This window comes from Rhodopseudomonas sp. BR0G17 (genome assembly GCF_010907025.1).
GTDB lineage: Bacteria > Pseudomonadota > Alphaproteobacteria > Rhizobiales > Xanthobacteraceae > Rhodopseudomonas > Rhodopseudomonas palustris_H.
This window is the reverse complement of the sequence record NZ_QUML01000008.1, coordinates 73,638-90,822: the sequence shown is the minus strand read 5'-3', so window position 1 is coordinate 90,822 and position 17,185 is coordinate 73,638. Positions and strand designations below refer to the sequence as shown.

Genomic DNA, 17,185 nt, shown 5'->3' with positions numbered 1-17,185 from the left:
ATCGGTGATGGGCAATGCGGCTGATCTTCACGCCAGCTAATCAACCAGCGGCTTTTTAACATTGGCTTTGCACGCAGCGGTAAAATGACCGCGCCGTGACAATCCGAACCGATTGGTTTCCGGTTTGGAAAGATCAACCAGCCAAAGCAACCGCGGACGTCGGCATTCGGCCTTCGCGTGCACTAAGCGGCCAGCCACCCGCCTCTCGACGCTCGAATGCAACTAATACGCAGATTTCGCTGGTGGTTTAGGTAACTGGAACTCGCCGCAACTGCGAACAAGTTGCGGACTAATTGCCCTTGGCGGCGCGCAGCTTGGCCCAATAGTCCAGCCGCTTGCGGATCTCGCGTTCGAAACCGCGGTCGGGCGGATCGTAGAAGGTCTGGCGGCCGAGCGTTTCCGGGAAGTAGTCCTGGCCGGAGAAACCTTCCGGGGTGTCGTGGTCGTACTGATAGCCCGAGCCGTAGCCCTCGTTCTTCATCAGTCCGGTCGGGGCATTGAGAATGTGCTTGGGCGGCAGCAGCGAGCCGGCCTGCTTGGCGAGCCGCATCGCCGACTTGTAGGCAGTGTAGGCCGCATTCGATTTCGGCGCGGTGGCGACGTAGATCACCGCCTGCGCGATCGCCAGCTCGCCTTCCGGGCTGCCGAGGAAATCGTAAGCGTCCTTGGCGGCATTGGCGATCACCAGCGCCTGCGGATCGGCCATGCCGACGTCTTCGACCGCCATCCGCACCACTCGCCGCGCCAGGAACAGCGGGTCCTCGCCGGCGTCGAGCATCCGGCACAGATAGTACAGCGCCGCATCCGGATCGGAACCGCGCACCGACTTGTGCAGCGCCGAGATCAGATTGTAGTGGCCGTCCGCGCTCTTGTCGTAGATCGGCGCGCGGCGCTGCAGGATCTCCTGAAGCTGCGCGGCATTGAACACTTCGCCCTCGCGGGCCGAGCGCCAGACTTCCTCAGCGAGCGTCAACGAGGCGCGGCCATCGCCGTCTGCCATCCGCGCCAGCACCGCCCGCGCCTCGTCATCGAGCGGCAGCTTGCGGCCCTCGGCGGCTTCGGCCTTGGCAAAGAGTTGCTCGATCGCGGCCGCATCGAGCGGCTTGAAGATCAGCACGCGCGCCCGGGATAAAAGCGCCGCGTTGAGTTCGAACGACGGGTTCTCGGTGGTGGCACCGACCATCACCACGGTGCCGTCTTCCATCACCGGCAGAAACGAGTCCTGCTGCGCCTTGTTGAAGCGGTGCACCTCGTCGACGAACAGCAGCGTGCCTTTGCCCATCTCGCGGCGGGCGCGCGCGGCGTCGAACACCTTCTTCAGATCGGCGACGCCGGAGAACACTGCCGAGATCTGTTCGAACTGCAGCTCGGTGGCGTCGGCGAGCAGCCGCGCCACGGTGGTCTTGCCGGTGCCGGGCGGGCCCCAGAACACTAGCGAGCCGAGTGTGCGGGTCTGCAGCATCCGTGTCAGCGCGCCGTCCGGGCCGAGGATGTGATCCTGGCCGACCACGTCGGCGAGCAAGCGCGGCCGCAGCCGATCCGGCAGCGGACGCGGCGCCTCCCGCTCCAGCCCGGCGGCTGCGAACAGGTTCTCGGATTGCTGCGGGCGCTTCGGGCTCATGCCGTTGTGCCCCCATCCGTTGCGCGAAGATTCTGCGTGCCGACCGGACAGTTGCCCCGTCCACTCTCCTTCGTCATGGCCGGGCTTGTCCCGGCCATCCACGTCTTCCCTGCAACGGCCGCTGCAAGGCGTGAATGCCCGGCACAAGGCCGGGCATGACGTGGGGCGAAGTCAGTGCCGGAATTCATCGGCAGAGCTCTCTGCAGGGCGTCGTGTCCCGAAGGGCTATCCGCCCAGGGTGACTTGGATCTGCTGGCCGCCGCGGACCAGCATGATGCGCCACAGCCGCGCCGTCTGGCCGGCGACGCGTTCGAGGTCGCTGGTCTTGGCGATGCGAGTGTTGTTGACCGCAACGATGATGTCGCCCTTCTGGAAGCCGACATTCGCCGCCGTGCTGTCTTCTGGAAGCTCGGTGACCACGACGCCTTCGACGCTCGGATCGAGCCGCATTTCGTCGGCGATCGCCGGCGAGATGTTGGCGATCTTGGCGCCCTGGAACGGCGAACGCGAGGTGATCACCAGCTCGTCGCGGCCGGAGTCCGGCGCAGTCTCGAGCGGGATCGACAGCTTCACCGCTTTGCCGCTGCGCTGCACGTCGAGCTGCGCGGCACCGCCCAGCGGACGGGTGGCAAAGCGATAATCGAAGGCGTTCGGATCATCGATCGCAAAGCCGTCGATCGACACGATCAGGTCGGACAGCTTCAGCCCTGCCCGCTCCGCCGGGCTGCCCTTGGTGACGCTGGCGACCAGCGCACCGCCGGGCCGCTTCAGCCCGAGGGTTTCGGCGATCTCCGGCGTCACCGCCTGCAGCCGCGCGCCGAGCCACGGCCGCTTCACGGCCTTGCCGCCGCTCTTGGCCGAGGCGACCACAACGCGCACCATGTTGGCGGGGATCGCGAAGCCGATGCCCTGCGAGCCGCCCGAGCGCGAGAAGATCGCGGTGTTGATACCAACCAGCTTGCCCGAGACATCGACCAGCGCGCCGCCGGAATTGCCTGGATTGATCGCCGCGTCGGTCTGGATGAAGAACTGATAGTCGGTGATGCCGACCTGGGTGCGCGCGAGCGCCGAGACGATGCCGTGCGTCACGGTCTGACCGACACCGAACGGGTTGCCGATCGCCAGCACCACGTCGCCGACCATCAGGTCGTCGGAGTTGGCGAAGTCGAGCGTGGCAAACTTCTCCTTGGTATCCTTGAGACGCAGCACCGCCAGATCGGTGCGGCTGTCCTTCAGGACGATCTCGGCTTCGAACTCGCGCTTGTCGGCGAGCGCGACCTTGACCTGATCGGCGCCCTCGATGACGTGGTTGTTGGTGACGACCAGGCCCGAGGCATCGACCATCACGCCCGAGCCGAGCGAGCGCTGGATCTGCTCCGGCTGGCCGGGCACGCCGAAGAACCGGCGGAAGATCGGATCTTCCAGCAGCGGATTGCGGTTCTGCACCACCTTGGCGGCATAAACGTTCACGACCGCCGGCTGCACGTGCTGCACGATCGGCGCGTAGGACAGCTTCAGCTCCGCCGGCGACGACGGCACCCGCCGATCCTGCGCCGCGAGCGGCGTGGTGAGGGCGAGTGACACACAGAGGACGGCGAAGGTGCGGATCGGGTTCATGCGGGAATCCGTTACAGGGGGCATCGATAGCGCAGCAGATATAGTCCGCCGGCCCAGCCAGGAGAAGGAAAAGCGGCCGGCGCTCACGCCGGCTGAGCCTCGGCGGTTTCGGACGGCGGCTCGGCGCGCGGCGCGAGCTGCTGCTGGCGGGCACGGTGTTCCTCACCCCAGCGTTTGAGTGCGTCGATCACCGGGCGCAGCCGCTCGCCGGTTTCCGACAGCGCGTATTCCACCCGCGGCGGCACCTCGGCGAACACCTCGCGGGTGATCAGGTCGTCGTCTTCCAGGGCGCGCAGCTGCTTGGTCAGCATCCGCTGGGTGATGCCCGGCATCCGCCGGCGCAGCTCCCCGAACCGCAGCCGGCCGTCCTGCAGATGGTACAGGATGACGCCCTTCCACTTGCCGTCGATCAGGTCGAGCGTCACCTCGACCGAGCAGCCCGGCGCACAGGCAAAGTTGCGACGTTTCATGCGGAGTGGCCCAATAGTATCCGATCGGTGACTATATCCCCGAAACGACAGTACTTGCAATAAAGGCCGGTGAAGGCGACCTTGCACGGCGACAAACGCCCTACACGGAGCCCACCATGAAAGCTGTCGGCTACACCAAGAGCCTCCCGATCGAAGATCCCGAGGCGCTGCTCGATCTTGAGCTGCCCACGCCCGAGCCGGGTCCACGCGACCTGCGGGTGGCGGTGAAGGCGATCTCGGTCAATCCGGTCGACTTCAAGGTGCGCAAGCGCGCCGCCCCGCCTGCCGGCGAACACAAGATCCTCGGCTACGACGCGGCCGGCGTGGTCGAAGCGGTCGGCGCCGAGGTGACGCTGTTCAAGCCCGGCGACGAGGTGTTTTACGCCGGCTCGATCCAGCGGCCCGGCACCAACGCCGAACTGCATCTGGTCGACGAGCGCATCGTCGGCCGCAAACCGAAGACGCTGGGCTTTGCCGAGGCCGCGGCGCTGCCGCTGACCTCGATCACCGCCTGGGAATTGCTGTTCGACCGGCTCGGCGTAGTGCCGAGCAAGGCGTTCGATCCGCGCACGCTGCTGATCGTCGGCGGCGCTGGCGGCGTCGGCTCGATCCTGATCCAGCTCGCGCGCCGCCTCACCGGGCTGACCATCATCGCCACGGCGTCGCGGCCCGAAACGCAGGCATGGTGCCTCGACCTCGGCGCCCACGCGGTGATCGATCACTCCAAGCCGATGAAACCGCAGGTCGACGCGCTGAAGCTGCCGCCGGTCGCGCTGATCGCCAGCCTCACCGGCACCGAGGGGCACTTCGCCGGCCTGATCGATATCCTCGCGCCGCAGGGCAAGATTGGACTGATCGACGATCCGGCGGCGCTGAACCCGATGCTGCTGAAGCCGAAATCAGCGTCGCTGCATTGGGAAGCGATGTTCGCCCGCTCCTCGTACCAGACCGCCGACATGATCGCGCAGCACGATTTGCTCGACGAGGTCGCCGGCCTGATCGACACCGGTGTGCTGCGGACGACCCATCAACAGACCTTCGGCACCATCACCGCCGCCAACCTGAAACGCGCCCACGCTTTGCTGGAGAGCGGCACATCGATCGGAAAGATCGTGCTGGAGGGATGGGAGTAGTTCTGCTGTTTGGTTCTAGCAGGACGGATTGAGCACCGCGCTCTCTCCGAGTCATTCCGGGGCGCGCGCGAACACGGAATCTCTGGGTCAGCACTCGCGCCCAAATTTCTTCGTAACAACGTCGGGATTCCGGGTTCGCTCGCTTTCGCGAGCGCCCCGGAATGACGACGGGAATGGGTCGGGTGCGCCGTGCCCGCGTCGCCCTCACCCCACCCCTCTCCCGCAAGCGGGAGAGGGAGCAGGTTGCCGATGCGGCGACGGCAGCGGCCCGAAGCGATGAGTTCGCTCATTGCTGATCAGCGCAGCGGGTTATCAGAGCGACCCAACTCATCAGAGCATGATGGAGCTCGTCAGCATTCGTTTCCACCCGAAGCGCCCGCCCGAGCGGCGGCGAGCTCCCTCTCCCGCTTGCGGGAGAGGGTTGGGGTGAGGGCTGCCGCGGGCAGTGACCGACACCCCTCCTCCAACTACGCGATCGTCTGCAGCAGGCCGCCTTCGGCCCGGAGTGCGGCACCGTTGGTGGCGGCGGACTCCTTCGAGCTGACATAGACCACCATGTTGGCGATCTCCTCGACGGTGGCGAAGCGCTGGATCAGTGAGCCGGGGCGATGCTGCTTGATGAAGTTGGCGGCGGCTTCGCTCTCCGACTGGCCGTTCTGCTTGGCAAGATCGGCCACGAAGGTCTGAACGCCCTCGCTCATCGTCGGCCCAGGCATCACCGCATTCACCGTCACAGCTGTGCCGCGGGTGAGTTCGGCGAGGCCGCGCGAAACCGAGAGCTGCGCGGTCTTGGTCATGCCGTAGTGGATCATCTCCTGCGGAATCATCAGGGCGGATTCCGAAGCGATGAAGATGATGCGGCCCCAGTTGCGCTTCAGCATCGCGGGCATATAGGCCCGCGACAGCCGCACGCCGCTCATCACGTTGACGTCGAAAAAGCGCTGCCAGTCTTCGTCCGGAATATCGAAGAACGGCTTCGGCTCGAAGATACCGGTGTTGTTGATCAGGATATCGACGTCGGGCTGGGCCGCAACCAGCTTGGCGCAGCCATCCGCGGTCGAGACGTCGGCCGCCACGCCGGTGATCTTGCCGCCCTTGGCGACCTTGGAAACCGCGGCGACCGCCGCGTCGACCTTGGCCTGGCCGCGGCCGTTGATCACCACATTGGCGCCGGTCGCGGCGAGGCCCTTGGCGATGGCATGGCCGATGCCGGCGGTCGAGCCGGTGACGAGCGCGGTCTTGCCGGAAAGATCAATCTGCATGGAGTGCTCCCGTTTTCAATCCTCAACGTTGATGACGGAAGTAACGATCAGGACCGCCGATCGCCAGCGCCAGACACGAGGACGTGCGCCCTCACCCACCAGCCGTCATCGCCCGCGAAGGCGGGCGCCCCAGTATCGCGGAGCCTTCATGCTCATCACCGGCGCTCTGGAATACTGGATCCCCGCATGCGCGGGGATGACGTAGAGACAGAACCTTGTGCCGCAACGAAAAAGGCGGCGCCTTGCGGCACCGCCTTTTGAAAACTCAGACTGGAAGGAAGCCGCTTACGCCGCTTCGGCTTCGCTGCTGTCCTGCGTCGGGCCCGAATCCTTGCCCTTGGCGTCTTCGTCGCGGTCGACGAATTCGATCACCGCCATCGCGGCGTTGTCGCCGTAGCGGAAGCCGGCCTTGATGATGCGGGTGTAGCCGCCGTTGCGATCGGCGTAGCGCGGCGCCAGCACGTCGAACAGCTTCTTGACCTGCTCGATGTCGCGCATCTCGGCGATCGCCTGGCGGCGCTTGTCGAGGCCACCCTTCTTGCCGAGGGTGACCAGCTTCTCGACGATCGGCCGCAGCTCCTTGGCCTTCGGCAGCGTGGTGACGATCTGCTCGTGCTTGATCAGAGCGGCGCACATGTTGGCGAACATCGCCTTGCGGTGTTCGGCCGTGCGGTTGAGCTTCCGATGAACCTTGCCGTGCTTCATGTTGTCAGTCCTTCACTCGATGATACCCGACGGTTCGTCGGAGTTGCAGGCGGGCTACCTGCGTTCGCCCTGGTGGAGCCTCACCCTTCGAGAGCGGCAGCGCCGCTCCTTCAGGACGAGAAAGAGGCCTCATGGCGAACCATGAGGCCGAGTTGCTTAGTAGTGATCTTCGAAGCGCTTGGCGAGCTCGTCGATGTTTTCCGGCGGCCAGCCCGGCACTTCCATGCCGAGATGCAGGCCCATCTGCGCCAGCACTTCCTTGATCTCGTTCAGCGACTTGCGGCCGAAGTTCGGGGTGCGGAGCATTTCCGCTTCCGACTTCTGCACCAGGTCGCCGATGTAGACGATGTTGTCGTTCTTCAGGCAGTTCGCCGAACGCACCGACAGCTCGAGCTCGTCCACCTTCTTGAGGAAGGCCGGGTTGAAGGCGAGATCCGGAATGATCTCCTGAGTGACTTCCTTGCGCGGCTCTTCGAAGTTGACGAAGACGTTGAGCTGATCCTGCAGGATGCGGGCGGCGAACGCCACCGCGTCTTCCGGCGAGATCGCGCCGTTGGTCTCGACCGTCATGGTGAGCTTGTCGTAGTCGAGGATCTGGCCCTCGCGGGTATTCTCGACCTTGTACGACACCTTGCGGACCGGCGAGTATAGGCTGTCGACCGGGATCAGACCGATCGGCGCGTCCTCGGGACGGTTACGCTCGGCGGCGACGTAGCCCTTGCCGGTGTTGACGGTGAACTCCATGCGGATCTCGGCGCCGTCGTCCAGCGTGCAGAGCTGCAGGTCGGGGTTCAGCACGACGATGTCGCCGACGGTCTGGATGTCACCAGCGGTGACCACGCCCGGCCCCTGCTTCTTCACGACCATCCGCTTCGGGCCTTCGCCCTGCATCTTCAGCGAGATGTCCTTGATGTTCAGCACGATGTCGGTGACGTCCTCACGCACGCCGGCGATCGAGGAGAACTCGTGCAGCACGCCGTCGATGTGGACCGACTGCACCGCCGCGCCCTGCAGCGACGACAGCAGCACGCGACGCAGCGCGTTGCCGAGCGTCTGGCCGAAGCCGCGCTCGAGCGGTTCGGCGACCAGCGTCGCGAACCGGGTGGCATCGCTCCCGGGGGTGACCTGGAGCTTGTTCGGCCGAATCAATTCCTGCCAATTCTTCTGGATCGTCACTGTGTCACCTTCCTGGCCAGGCGATCGAAGCCGGGGCCCCGGCGCATCGCTGCTAGCATTGGAAACTGCGGATCAATCCGCGGGAAACAACGAATGGAATCGCCGGCGGGGTGAACACCGCCGGCAAACAAAACTCAGACGCGACGACGCTTACGCGGACGGCAACCATTGTGCGGGATGGTGGTGACGTCGCGGATCGAGGTCACCGTGAAACCCGCCGCCTGCAGCGCGCGCAGCGCCGACTCACGGCCCGAACCGGGGCCCGCCACCTCGACTTCGAGGGTGCGCATGCCGTGCTCCTGCGCCTTCTTGGCGACGTCCTCGGCCGCGACCTGCGCAGCGTACGGGGTCGACTTGCGCGAGCCCTTGAAACCCATCGTGCCGGCCGACGACCAGGCAATCGCATTGCCCTGCGCGTCGGTGATGGTGATGGTGGTGTTGTTGAACGACGAATTCACATGCGCGATGCCGGAGGCGATGTTCTTGCGCTCGCGACGGCGAATGCGGGTGGCGTCCTTGGCCATAGTCTACCTTTCTACGTGATCTCAACGCCGCCGTAACGCCAGCGGCTCCACCGAAACGACGAATGGCTAACAACGAGTGGCGAATAGGGGAAGTCCCCTACTCGCCATTCGCCATTCGCAACTCGCAAACTTACTTCTTCTTGCCCGCGATCGCCTTCGCCGGCCCCTTGCGGGTGCGGGCGTTGGTGTGGGTGCGCTGACCGCGCACCGGCAGGCCGCGACGATGACGCAGGCCGCGATAGCAGCCGAGGTCCATCAGACGCTTGATGTTCATGCCGGTCTCACGGCGAAGGTCACCCTCGACCAGATAGTCGCGGTCGATCACTTCGCGGATCTGCAGCACCTCGGCGTCGCTGAGCTGATTGACGCGACGATCGAGCGGGATCTTCACCTTCTCCAGGATGTCGGCCGCGTTCTTCTGGCCGATGCCATGGATGTACTGAAGCGCGATCAGCACGCGCTTGTTGGTCGGGATATTCACGCCGGCTATACGGGCCACAGACTTCTCTCCTGTCACCGACCGAAACGGGCCGGTCAATTCCTTGCTAACTCGGGCTGGCGTTCACAAACGCGAACACGACGCCGACCCCTCGCTCAGTTTTGGGGCCCGGCATCGTCTGAAACAATCCGACGGGATTTCGGGCCTTATTAAAGGATTCAGTTTCGCTTCGTCAACCGAATCCCAATTCAAGCTCGCTTCTTCGTGACCTTTTTGGCCTTCTTGTTGCCGCGCGCCGGGGCCTTGGCAACCGCCTTGGCCTTCGAGGTCGCGGCGGCCTTTTGGGTCGCCTTCTTGCCAGCCGCCTTCTTACCGGCTGCCGGTTTGGCCGCGCCCTTGGCGGCCTTCACGACTGCCTTGGCGGCCTTTTTGCCAGCCTTTGCAACAGCTTTGGCCGCTTTCTTCAGACCGGCCTTCGCAGTCTTGCCGACTGCAGCCTTGCCTGCCTTGGAAGCGGCCGGCTTGCCGGCGGCCTTCTTGGCAACGGTGGTCTTGCCTGAAGCCTTCTTGCCAACCGTCTGTTTGGCCGACGACTTCTTGGCCGAAGCCTTCTTGGCCGAATCGGACTTCGCGCCCGACTTGGCGGCGGGCTTCGCCGCGGCCTTCTTCGGAGCCTTGGCCTTGGTAGCAGCCTTGGAACCCTTAGCCTTGGTCGCAGCCTTCTTGGCGCCGGTCTTGACCGTGCGCTTGGCGCGGGAGGCCTTGGTCCCCTTCTTGGCATCTGCAGCGCGGACCGCCTCGAGCACCCGGCCGATCTCGCGGGTGACTTCGTCGATCGTCATCATGCCGTCGACGGTCAGCAGCTTGCGCTTCTCGGAGTAGTAGTCGACCAGCGGCTCGGTCTGCGCCCGGTAGGCGGACAGACGCTTGGCCAGCGCTTCGGCGTTGTCGTCGGCGCGCGGCTCCTCACCACGGGCGCGCATCTCGGCGACGCGGGTCTCGACCCGGTCGAGCAGCGCCCCCTCATTGACCTTGAGCTCGACTACGGCGTCGAGATCGAAGCCCTTATCCTTGAGCAGACGGTCGAGCGCTTCGGCCTGCGGCACGGTGCGCGGGAAGCCGTCGAGGATGAAACCCTGCGCGGCGTCGTCCTGATCGATTCGGTCGGAGATGATCCCGATCACCACCTCGTCCGGCACCAGACCGCCGGCCGCCATGATGTCCTTGGCCTTGAGGCCGATCGGCGTGCCGGCCGCGACTGCGGCGCGCAGCATGTCGCCGGTGGAGAGCTGCACGATGCCGTGCCGCTCGACCAGTCGGCCCGCCTGCGTGCCCTTGCCCGCGCCTGGCGGTCCGAGGAGGATCAGTCTCATTTCTTGCGCCCCCGCAACTTCGACTTCTTGATCAGGCCTTCATACTGGTGAGCCAGCAGATAGCCTTGCACCTGCGCCACCGTATCCATCGTCACGCTGACGACGATCAGAAGCGAAGTTCCGCCGAAATAGAACGGGACCGAGGCGTAGGAAATCATGATCTCCGGGATCAAGCAGACGATCGCCAGGTAGATCGCACCGACCACGGTGATGCGCGACAGCACGTAGTCGATGTACTCGGCGGTGCGCTCGCCCGGCCGGATGCCCGGGATGAAGCCGCCGTGCTTCTTCAGATTGTCTGCGGTCTCGGTCGGGTTGAACACGATCGCGGTATAGAAGAACGCGAAGAACACGATCATGCCGATATAGAACAGCAGGAACAGCGGCCGGCCGTGACCGAACTGGGTCACGATCCACTGGAACCACTCCGGCCCGCTGCCGGCGTTGAAGTTCGCGATCGTGGTCGGCAGCAGCAGCAGCGACGACGCGAAGATCGGCGGAATCACGCCCGAGGTGTTGAGCTTCAGCGGCAGATGCGAGGACTGGCCCTCGAACATCTTATTGCCGACCTGGCGCTTCGGATACTGGATCAAGAGCCGGCGCTGGGCGCGCTCCATGAACACGATGAAGGCGATCACGACGACGGCCATCACCAACACGACCAGGATCAGGCCGGTTGACAGCGCGCCCTGACGGCCGAGCTCGAGCATGTTGGCTAGCGCCGACGGCAGCTCGGCGACGATGCCGGCCAGAATGATCAGCGAAATGCCGTTGCCGATGCCGCGCGAGGTGATCTGCTCACCCAGCCACATCAGGAACATGGTGCCGCCGGTCAGCGTGATCGTGGTCGACAGCCGGAAGAACATGCCCGGGTCGGACACCACATTGCCCGCGCCTTCGAGGCCGACGGCGATGCCGTAGGACTGGAACAGCGCCAGGATCACGGTGAGGTAGCGGGTATATTGATTGAGCGTCTTACGGCCGCTCTCGCCTTCCTTCTTCAGCGCTTCGAGCTGCGGCGACACGGTGGTCAGCAGCTGCACGATGATCGATGCCGAGATGTACGGCATGATGTTGAGCGCGAAGATCGCCATGCGGTGGATGCCGCCGCCGGCGAACATGTTGAACATGCCTAGGATGCCGCCAGCCTGCTGGCGGAACACCTGCTCCCACACGTTCGGATCAATTCCCGGCAGTGGGATGTAGGTGCCGAAGCGGTACACCAGCAGCGCGCCGAGCGTGAACCAGATCCGCTTCTTCAGCTCTTCGGCTTTACCAAGCGCCGAAAAGTTGAGGTTTGCCGCTAGTTGTTCAGCTGCTGAGACCATATCCGGCTTTCTCCCGCGCTGCTCGTCCCGATCCGCCGCCGGATGCGGCGGTCGGGTCGGCGCCGGGCCTCAATTTGGTGCGCGCGTGTCGAAAAATCCACCGTACCGGCGAAGCCGGGCGCCCGCTTTAACAGCGGGCGCTGACGGGGATATTACGCCGCCTCGCCTTCTTCCGCCTTCGGGGCGAGGATCTTCACCGAACCGCCGGCTTTTTCGACCGCGGCGATCGCCGACTTGGTCGCACCGTGCACTTCGATGTTCAGCTTCGCGGTGAGCTCACCGCGGCCGAGCAGACGGACGCCGTCCTTGGCGCGGCGCAGAACGCCCGCCTCGACCAGCGCCGCGGCATCGACCACCTTGCCGGCGTCGATCGCCTTGGCATCGACGGCCTCCTGGAGGCGGTCGAGATTCACTTCGGCGAATTCGAGCGCGAAGATGTTGTTGAAGCCGCGCTTCGGCAGGCGACGATGCAGCGGCATCTGACCGCCTTCGAAGCCCTTGATGCGCACGCCCGAACGCGCGGTCTGGCCCTTGCCGCCACGGCCACCGGTCTTGCCCTTGCCCGAACCGATGCCGCGGCCGATCCGCATGCGCTTCTTGCGCGAACCGACGTTGTCGGCGATCTCGCTGAGCTTCATCGCCCTGTCTCCTTACTTCTCGTCGACGACGCGGACGAGGTGTTGCACCTTGCCGATCATTCCGCGAACTTCAGGGGTGTCCTGCAGTTCGGCGACGCGGCCGATCTTGTTCAGCTTCAGGCCGATCAGCGTCTCGCGCTGCGAGTGATGGCGCCGAATCGGGCTGCCGATCTGCTCGACCTTGATCATGTTTGCGGCCTTGGCCATCTCGTTCACTCCGATCGCGTCTTGTCAGAAGACCGCGTGATCGCCCTCGATCACGCTGTTATTCGGCCACCACTTCGGCATCGCCACCGACGCGGCGGGCCTGCAGAGTGGAAACCTTGATGTTGCGGCGCGCGGCAACCGAACGCGGCGAGTCGAGGTGCTTCAGCGCGTCGAAGGTGGCGCGAACCATGTTGTAGGGGTTCGACGAACCGACCGACTTCGCGACCACGTCGGCGATGCCGAGGGTCTCGAACACCGCACGCATCGGACCGCCGGCGATGATGCCGGTACCGGCCGGGGCGGCGCGGAGATAGACGCGGCCAGCGCCGTGACGGCCGGCAATGTCGTGATGCAGGGTGCGGCCCTCGCGCAGCGCGACGCGGGTCAGGTTGCGCTTCGCCGACTCGGTGGCCTTGCGGATCGCTTCCGGCACTTCGCGCGCCTTGCCGTGGCCGAAGCCGACCCGGCCCTTCTGATCGCCGACCACGACCAGCGCAGCGAAGCCGAAGCGCTTGCCGCCCTTCACCACCTTCGCCACACGGTTGATGTGGACGAGCTTGTCGACGAACTCGCTGTCGCGCTCCTCGCGCTCCCTGCTCCGTTCGCGTCCGCCGCGTTCGCGTTCAGCTGCCATGGTGTGTTCCAATCCTTGCGAGGCTCGCGCCCCGATCCTGGTATCCGTTCAAACCGAAATTTAGAAGCTCAGGCCGCTCTCGCGGGCCGCATCTGCCAGGGCCTTGACGCGCCCGTGATACAGATAGCCGCCGCGGTCGAACACGACTTCCTTGACGCCCTTCTCCACCGCACGCTCGGCAACCAGCTTGCCGACGGCCTTGGCGGCGTCGATGTTCGCGCCGGTGTTGCCGGCCTCGCGCATCGTCTTCTCCAGCGACGAGGCCGAAGCGAGCGTCTCGCCCTTGGCGTCGTCGATCACCTGGGCATAGATGTGCTTGGACGAGCGGAACACCGACAGCCGCGGACGGCCGTTGGCGGTGCGCCGCAGCGCAGTCCGGACCCGGTTGGTGCGCCGGGCATTCGTAACCTTCATCTTCGACATGACCGGCTCCGTTACTTCTTCTTGCCTTCCTTGCGGAAGATGAATTCGTCGGCGTAACGCACGCCCTTACCCTTATACGGCTCCGGCGGACGGTAGTCGCGGATCTCGGCGGCGACCTGACCGACCTTCTGAGAGTCGATGCCGGCGACGTTGATCTCGGTCGGCTTCGGCACCGTGATGGTGATGCCTTCCGGGATGTCGTACAGCACGTCGTGGCTGTAGCCGAGCGCGAGCTGCAGCTTCTTGCCCTGCATCGCCGCGCGATAGCCGACGCCGGTGATCTCGAGCTTCTTCTCGAAGCCCTTGGTGACGCCTTCCACCAGATTCGCGATCTGAGCGCGAGCCGTCCCGTACAGCGCACGGGCACGATTGGTCTCGTGCCGCGGCGCCACCTTGACCGCACCGTCCTCGAACTTCACGTCGACGTCGTCGTGCACGACGAACTGAAGCTGGCCCTTCGGCCCCTTCATCTTGACGGTCTGTCCCTCGACGGTCGCCGTCACCCCAGACGGGACCGTGACGGGCTTCTTGCCAACGCGTGACATGGTCGATCCTTCTTAACCCTGCATCATCCGGCGAATTCCCGCCCGGGACGATGCGCCAATTTCCGCTCTTTCGCGCGCCCGGGCCGGACCGTCCGGCCGTTCGCGCTTTCGATTAGAACACCGTGAACAGAACCTCGCCGCCGACATTGGCGTCGCGGGCGTCGTGATCGGCCATGATCCCCTTCGGGGTCGACAGCACCGAGATGCCGAGGCCGTTGTTGACGCGCGGCAAGTTCTTCACCGAGGCGTAAACCCGACGGCCCGGGCGCGACACGCGCTCGATTTCGCGGATCACCGGCTCGCCGTCGAAATACTTCAGCTCGATCTCGAGCTCGCTGCGGCCCGACGGATGCTCGACGGTGGCGTAGCCGCGGATGTAGCCCTCGGACTTCAGCACATCGAGAACGTTGGCGCGCATCTTGGAGCCCGGGGTCGAAACCTTGGACTTGGAGCGCATCTGCGCGTTGCGGATGCGGGTGATGAGATCGCTGATCGGATCGTGCGTAGACATCTGACGACCCTCCCCTTACCAGCTCGACTTCACGAGGCCCGGAACCAGGCCGCGCGAACCGAGATCGCGGATCGCGATACGGCTGAGCTTGTTGAGACGATAGACCGAACGCGGACGGCCGGTGAGGTCGCAGCGGTTACGGATGCGAGTCGCCGACGAGTTGCGCGGCATCTCGGCGAGCTTCAGCGTGGCCGCGAAGCGCTCTTCCATCGGCTTCGACTTGTCGGCGATGATGGCCTTCAGACGCGCGCGCTTCGGCGCAGCGTTCTTGGTCATCTTCTTCCGGCGGTTGTTCTTCTCGATCGCACTCTTCTTTGCCATATCAGGCTCCTGGGTTTCCGCGTTTGAGAGGCTTTTCAGCGTCTCACTGCCGGAACGGGAAATTGAAAGCGGTGAGTAGCGCACGCGCCTCGTCGTCGGTCCGCGCGGTGGTGCACACCGTGATGTCCATGCCCCACGACTCGCCGGTCTTGTCGAAGTCGATTTCGGGGAAAATGATGTGCTCCTTGATGCCGAGCGAATAGTTGCCACGGCCGTCGAAGCTCTTCGGGTTCAGGCCGCGGAAGTCGCGGACGCGCGGCAGCGCGACCGTGATCAGGCGGTCGATGAACTCGTACATCCGCGCCTGGCGCAGCGTCACCTTGCAGCCGATCGGCTGGTTTTCGCGCAGCTTGAAGGTCGAAATCGCGACGCGCGAATAGGTGATGACGGCCTTCTGACCGGCGATCAGCGACAGATCCGCCGCCGCCTGCTCGGCCTTCTTGCGGTCGTTCACCGCCTCGCCCACGCCCATGTTCAGCACGACCTTGTCGAGCTTCGGAACCTGCATGACGTTGGCGTAGCCGAACTTCTCAGTCAGCTGGGTGCGGATGTGGCGGTCGTATTCCGTGCGCAGCCGCGGAACGTAAGCGGTCTCAGCCATCGATCTCTGCTCCCGAACGCTTGGCAACGCGGACCTTCTTGCCGTCCGCGAGAATCTTGAATCCGACGCGGGTCGGCTTGCCGTCCTTGCCGACGATCGCGATGTTCGACAGGTCGATCGGCGCCTCTTTCGAGATGATGCCGCCTTCCTGGGTCTGGGTCTGCTTCTGGTGACGCTTGACCACGTTGATGCCGCGAACCAGCGCCTTGCCGGCGTCCGGACGGACTTCAAATACCTCGCCGGTGCGGCCCTTGTCGCGACCGCTCAGCACGATCACCTTGTCACCCTTACGGATCTTGGCGGCCATCACAGCACCTCCGGCGCCAGCGAAATGATCTTCATGTGGTTCTTCGCACGCAGCTCGCGCGGCACCGGCCCAAAGATACGGGTGCCGATCGGCTCGGACTGATTGTTGATCAGAACGGCGGCGTTGCGGTCGAAACGGATGACGGAGCCGTCGGCGCGGCGGATGTCCTTGCGGACACGGACCACCACGGCCTTCATCACGTCGCCCTTCTTCACCTTGCCCCGCGGAATCGCTTCCTTGATCGAGACCACAATGACGTCACCCACGGTCGCATACCGGCGCTTGGATCCCCCAATCACCTTGATGCACATGACACGGCGTGCGCCTGAATTGTCGGCCACGTCGAGGTTGGTCTGCATCTGAATCATTGATGCACCTCGTCCTCTCTCTGCTGCGCTATTCGCGCGCTAAACTGATGCGCAAATGCGCGCTTAGGCGGTCTTCTTCGGTTCGCCCCGGACGACGGTCCAGCGCTTCAACTTGGAGATCGGCTTGCTCTCTTCGATCCACACCATGTCGCCCGGCTTGAACTGGTTGTTCTCGTCGTGCGCGTGGTAGTTCTTCGAGCGCCGGATGGTCTTCTTGTAGATCGGGTGAGTGAAGCGGCGGTCGACGCGCACCACGATCGTCTTTTCTTGCTTGTCGCTGACGACCACGCCCTGCAGGGTCCTCTTCGGCATGTCTAAAGGTCCTTACTTCGTCTTGCCGGCGCGCTTCTGCGCGGCGATGGTCTTGATGCGAGCGATGTCGCGGCGAGCCTCGCGCAGCCGAGAGGTGTTCTCGAGCTGACCCGTGGCGCGCTGGAAGCGCAGGTTGAAGCGTTCCTTCTTGAGCGACAGAATCGCGTCGTCCATCTGGTCTTCGCTCATCGCACGGATGTCGGCAGTCTTCATCTCAGCCATGAGGATTACTCCGCGATACGCGCGACGAAGCGCGTCTTGATCGGCAGCTTGGCGGCGGCCAGGGTCAGCGCCTCGCGAGCGATCTGCTGGTTGACGCCGTCGATCTCGAACATCACCCGGCCCGGCTTGACGCGCGCGACCCACAATTCCGGCGAACCCTTGCCGGAGCCCATGCGGACTTCGGCCGGCTTCTTCGACACCGGAAGATCGGGGAACACGCGGATCCAGACGCGGCCGGCACGCTTCATGTGACGGGTCAGCGCACGACGGGCGGCTTCGATCTGACGCGCGGTGATCCGCTCCGGCTCCATCGCCTTCAGGCCGAACTGGCCGAAAGCCAGGGTCGCGCCCGAGGACGCAACGCCGTGAATGCGGCCCTTGTGCGCCTTACGGAACTTGGTTCTCTTTGGTTGCATCATGGCTTTACGCCCTCAATTCGAATTCTGCG

General features: G+C 64.6%; 24 protein-coding genes. 1 reads left to right on the top strand and 23 read right to left on the bottom strand.

The genetic code is table 11. The features are described from left to right. Nucleotides 1-289: 289 nt before the first annotated feature. From DY467_RS08730 to DY467_RS08720, 3 genes are all read right to left on the bottom strand, one after another. A complete protein-coding gene (locus DY467_RS08730; protein WP_164635328.1) occupies nt 290-1,621 on the bottom strand; it encodes a replication-associated recombination protein A in 1,332 nt (443 codons plus the stop codon). Nucleotides 1,622-1,846: 225 nt separating this feature from the next. Next, entirely contained in the window at nt 1,847-3,238 is a 1,392-nt protein-coding gene (locus tag DY467_RS08725; protein WP_107345066.1) for a DegQ family serine endoprotease, read from the bottom strand. 83 nt (nt 3,239-3,321) lie between these two features. Beyond that, nucleotides 3,322-3,708: a winged helix-turn-helix transcriptional regulator gene (locus DY467_RS08720; protein ID WP_164635326.1), complete on the bottom strand. Its 387-nt coding sequence runs from the start codon at nt 3,706-3,708 to the stop codon at nt 3,322-3,324. A gap of 116 nt (nt 3,709-3,824) precedes the next feature. Between DY467_RS08720 and DY467_RS08715 the strand changes: the two genes are divergently transcribed. Next, complete coding sequence (locus tag DY467_RS08715) at nt 3,825-4,841, top strand: zinc-binding alcohol dehydrogenase family protein (RefSeq protein WP_164635324.1); 1,017 nt, start codon at nt 3,825-3,827, stop codon at nt 4,839-4,841. 467 nt (nt 4,842-5,308) lie between these two features. Here DY467_RS08715 and DY467_RS08710 read toward each other — a convergent pair whose 3' ends face one another. From DY467_RS08710 to rplP, 20 genes are all read right to left on the bottom strand, one after another. Beyond that, nucleotides 5,309-6,103 carry an SDR family NAD(P)-dependent oxidoreductase gene (locus DY467_RS08710; protein ID WP_164635322.1) on the bottom strand — a complete coding sequence of 265 codons (795 nt, stop codon included), beginning with the start codon at nt 6,101-6,103 and terminating at the stop codon, nt 5,309-5,311. Nucleotides 6,104-6,388: 285 nt separating this feature from the next. Continuing rightward, complete coding sequence (gene rplQ / locus DY467_RS08705) at nt 6,389-6,808, bottom strand: 50S ribosomal protein L17 (RefSeq protein ID WP_107345069.1); 420 nt, start codon at nt 6,806-6,808, stop codon at nt 6,389-6,391. A 156-nt stretch (nt 6,809-6,964) separates the two neighbouring features. Continuing rightward, nucleotides 6,965-7,984 carry a DNA-directed RNA polymerase subunit alpha gene (locus tag DY467_RS08700; protein ID WP_107345070.1) on the bottom strand — a complete coding sequence of 340 codons (1,020 nt, stop codon included), beginning with the start codon at nt 7,982-7,984 and terminating at the stop codon, nt 6,965-6,967. Between the two features lie 134 nt (nt 7,985-8,118). After that, nucleotides 8,119-8,508: a 30S ribosomal protein S11 gene (gene rpsK / locus DY467_RS08695; RefSeq protein ID WP_011158772.1), complete on the bottom strand. Its 390-nt coding sequence runs from the start codon at nt 8,506-8,508 to the stop codon at nt 8,119-8,121. Between the two features lie 130 nt (nt 8,509-8,638). Next, nucleotides 8,639-9,007 carry a 30S ribosomal protein S13 gene (gene rpsM / locus DY467_RS08690; RefSeq protein ID WP_011158773.1) on the bottom strand — a complete coding sequence of 123 codons (369 nt, stop codon included), beginning with the start codon at nt 9,005-9,007 and terminating at the stop codon, nt 8,639-8,641. A gap of 188 nt (nt 9,008-9,195) precedes the next feature. Further along, nucleotides 9,196-10,320, bottom strand: a complete 1,125-nt coding sequence (locus tag DY467_RS08685; RefSeq protein WP_164635320.1) for an adenylate kinase — start codon at nt 10,318-10,320, stop codon at nt 9,196-9,198. Then, the gene (secY, locus tag DY467_RS08680; protein ID WP_107345072.1) at nt 10,317-11,648 is read right to left on the bottom strand and encodes a preprotein translocase subunit SecY; all 1,332 of its coding nucleotides are present in this window, start codon (nt 11,646-11,648) and stop codon (nt 10,317-10,319) included. Before secY ends, DY467_RS08685 begins: the two co-directional genes overlap by 4 nt. Nucleotides 11,649-11,800: 152 nt before the next feature. Then, nucleotides 11,801-12,286 carry a 50S ribosomal protein L15 gene (rplO, locus tag DY467_RS08675; RefSeq protein WP_107345073.1) on the bottom strand — a complete coding sequence of 162 codons (486 nt, stop codon included), beginning with the start codon at nt 12,284-12,286 and terminating at the stop codon, nt 11,801-11,803. A 12-nt stretch (nt 12,287-12,298) separates the two neighbouring features. Continuing rightward, the gene (rpmD, locus tag DY467_RS08670; RefSeq protein WP_011158777.1) at nt 12,299-12,493 is read right to left on the bottom strand and encodes a 50S ribosomal protein L30; all 195 of its coding nucleotides are present in this window, start codon (nt 12,491-12,493) and stop codon (nt 12,299-12,301) included. A 58-nt stretch (nt 12,494-12,551) separates the two neighbouring features. Next, on the bottom strand, nt 12,552-13,127 hold the full coding sequence (gene rpsE / locus DY467_RS08665; RefSeq protein ID WP_011158778.1) for a 30S ribosomal protein S5: 576 nt from the start codon (nt 13,125-13,127) through the stop codon (nt 12,552-12,554). 60 nt (nt 13,128-13,187) lie between these two features. Further along, nucleotides 13,188-13,550: a 50S ribosomal protein L18 gene (rplR, locus tag DY467_RS08660; protein ID WP_107345074.1), complete on the bottom strand. Its 363-nt coding sequence runs from the start codon at nt 13,548-13,550 to the stop codon at nt 13,188-13,190. An 11-nt stretch (nt 13,551-13,561) separates the two neighbouring features. Then, nucleotides 13,562-14,095 (bottom strand): 50S ribosomal protein L6, encoded by a 534-nt coding sequence (gene rplF / locus DY467_RS08655; RefSeq protein ID WP_107345075.1) that lies wholly within the window; start codon nt 14,093-14,095, stop codon nt 13,562-13,564. A gap of 112 nt (nt 14,096-14,207) precedes the next feature. Then, complete coding sequence (gene rpsH / locus DY467_RS08650) at nt 14,208-14,606, bottom strand: 30S ribosomal protein S8 (protein ID WP_107345076.1); 399 nt, start codon at nt 14,604-14,606, stop codon at nt 14,208-14,210. 15 nt (nt 14,607-14,621) lie between these two features. Next, the gene (gene rpsN / locus DY467_RS08645; protein WP_012496648.1) at nt 14,622-14,927 is read right to left on the bottom strand and encodes a 30S ribosomal protein S14; all 306 of its coding nucleotides are present in this window, start codon (nt 14,925-14,927) and stop codon (nt 14,622-14,624) included. Between the two features lie 43 nt (nt 14,928-14,970). Further along, entirely contained in the window at nt 14,971-15,528 is a 558-nt protein-coding gene (rplE, locus tag DY467_RS08640) for a 50S ribosomal protein L5 (RefSeq protein ID WP_011158783.1), read from the bottom strand. Then, the gene (gene rplX, locus DY467_RS08635) at nt 15,521-15,835 is read right to left on the bottom strand and encodes a 50S ribosomal protein L24 (protein WP_011158784.1); all 315 of its coding nucleotides are present in this window, start codon (nt 15,833-15,835) and stop codon (nt 15,521-15,523) included. Before rplX ends, rplE begins: the two co-directional genes overlap by 8 nt. Next, nucleotides 15,835-16,203 (bottom strand): 50S ribosomal protein L14, encoded by a 369-nt coding sequence (gene rplN, locus DY467_RS08630; RefSeq protein ID WP_011158785.1) that lies wholly within the window; start codon nt 16,201-16,203, stop codon nt 15,835-15,837. The genes rplX and rplN overlap by 1 nt, the downstream gene beginning before the upstream one ends. 63 nt (nt 16,204-16,266) lie before the next feature. Continuing rightward, the gene (gene rpsQ, locus DY467_RS08625; RefSeq protein ID WP_013501923.1) at nt 16,267-16,515 is read right to left on the bottom strand and encodes a 30S ribosomal protein S17; all 249 of its coding nucleotides are present in this window, start codon (nt 16,513-16,515) and stop codon (nt 16,267-16,269) included. A 12-nt stretch (nt 16,516-16,527) separates the two neighbouring features. Beyond that, nucleotides 16,528-16,737 (bottom strand): 50S ribosomal protein L29, encoded by a 210-nt coding sequence (gene rpmC, locus DY467_RS08620; RefSeq protein ID WP_011158787.1) that lies wholly within the window; start codon nt 16,735-16,737, stop codon nt 16,528-16,530. Nucleotides 16,738-16,742: 5 nt separating this feature from the next. Further along, nucleotides 16,743-17,156 (bottom strand): 50S ribosomal protein L16, encoded by a 414-nt coding sequence (gene rplP / locus DY467_RS08615; RefSeq protein ID WP_011158788.1) that lies wholly within the window; start codon nt 17,154-17,156, stop codon nt 16,743-16,745. Between the last annotated feature and the right edge of the window lie 29 nt (nt 17,157-17,185).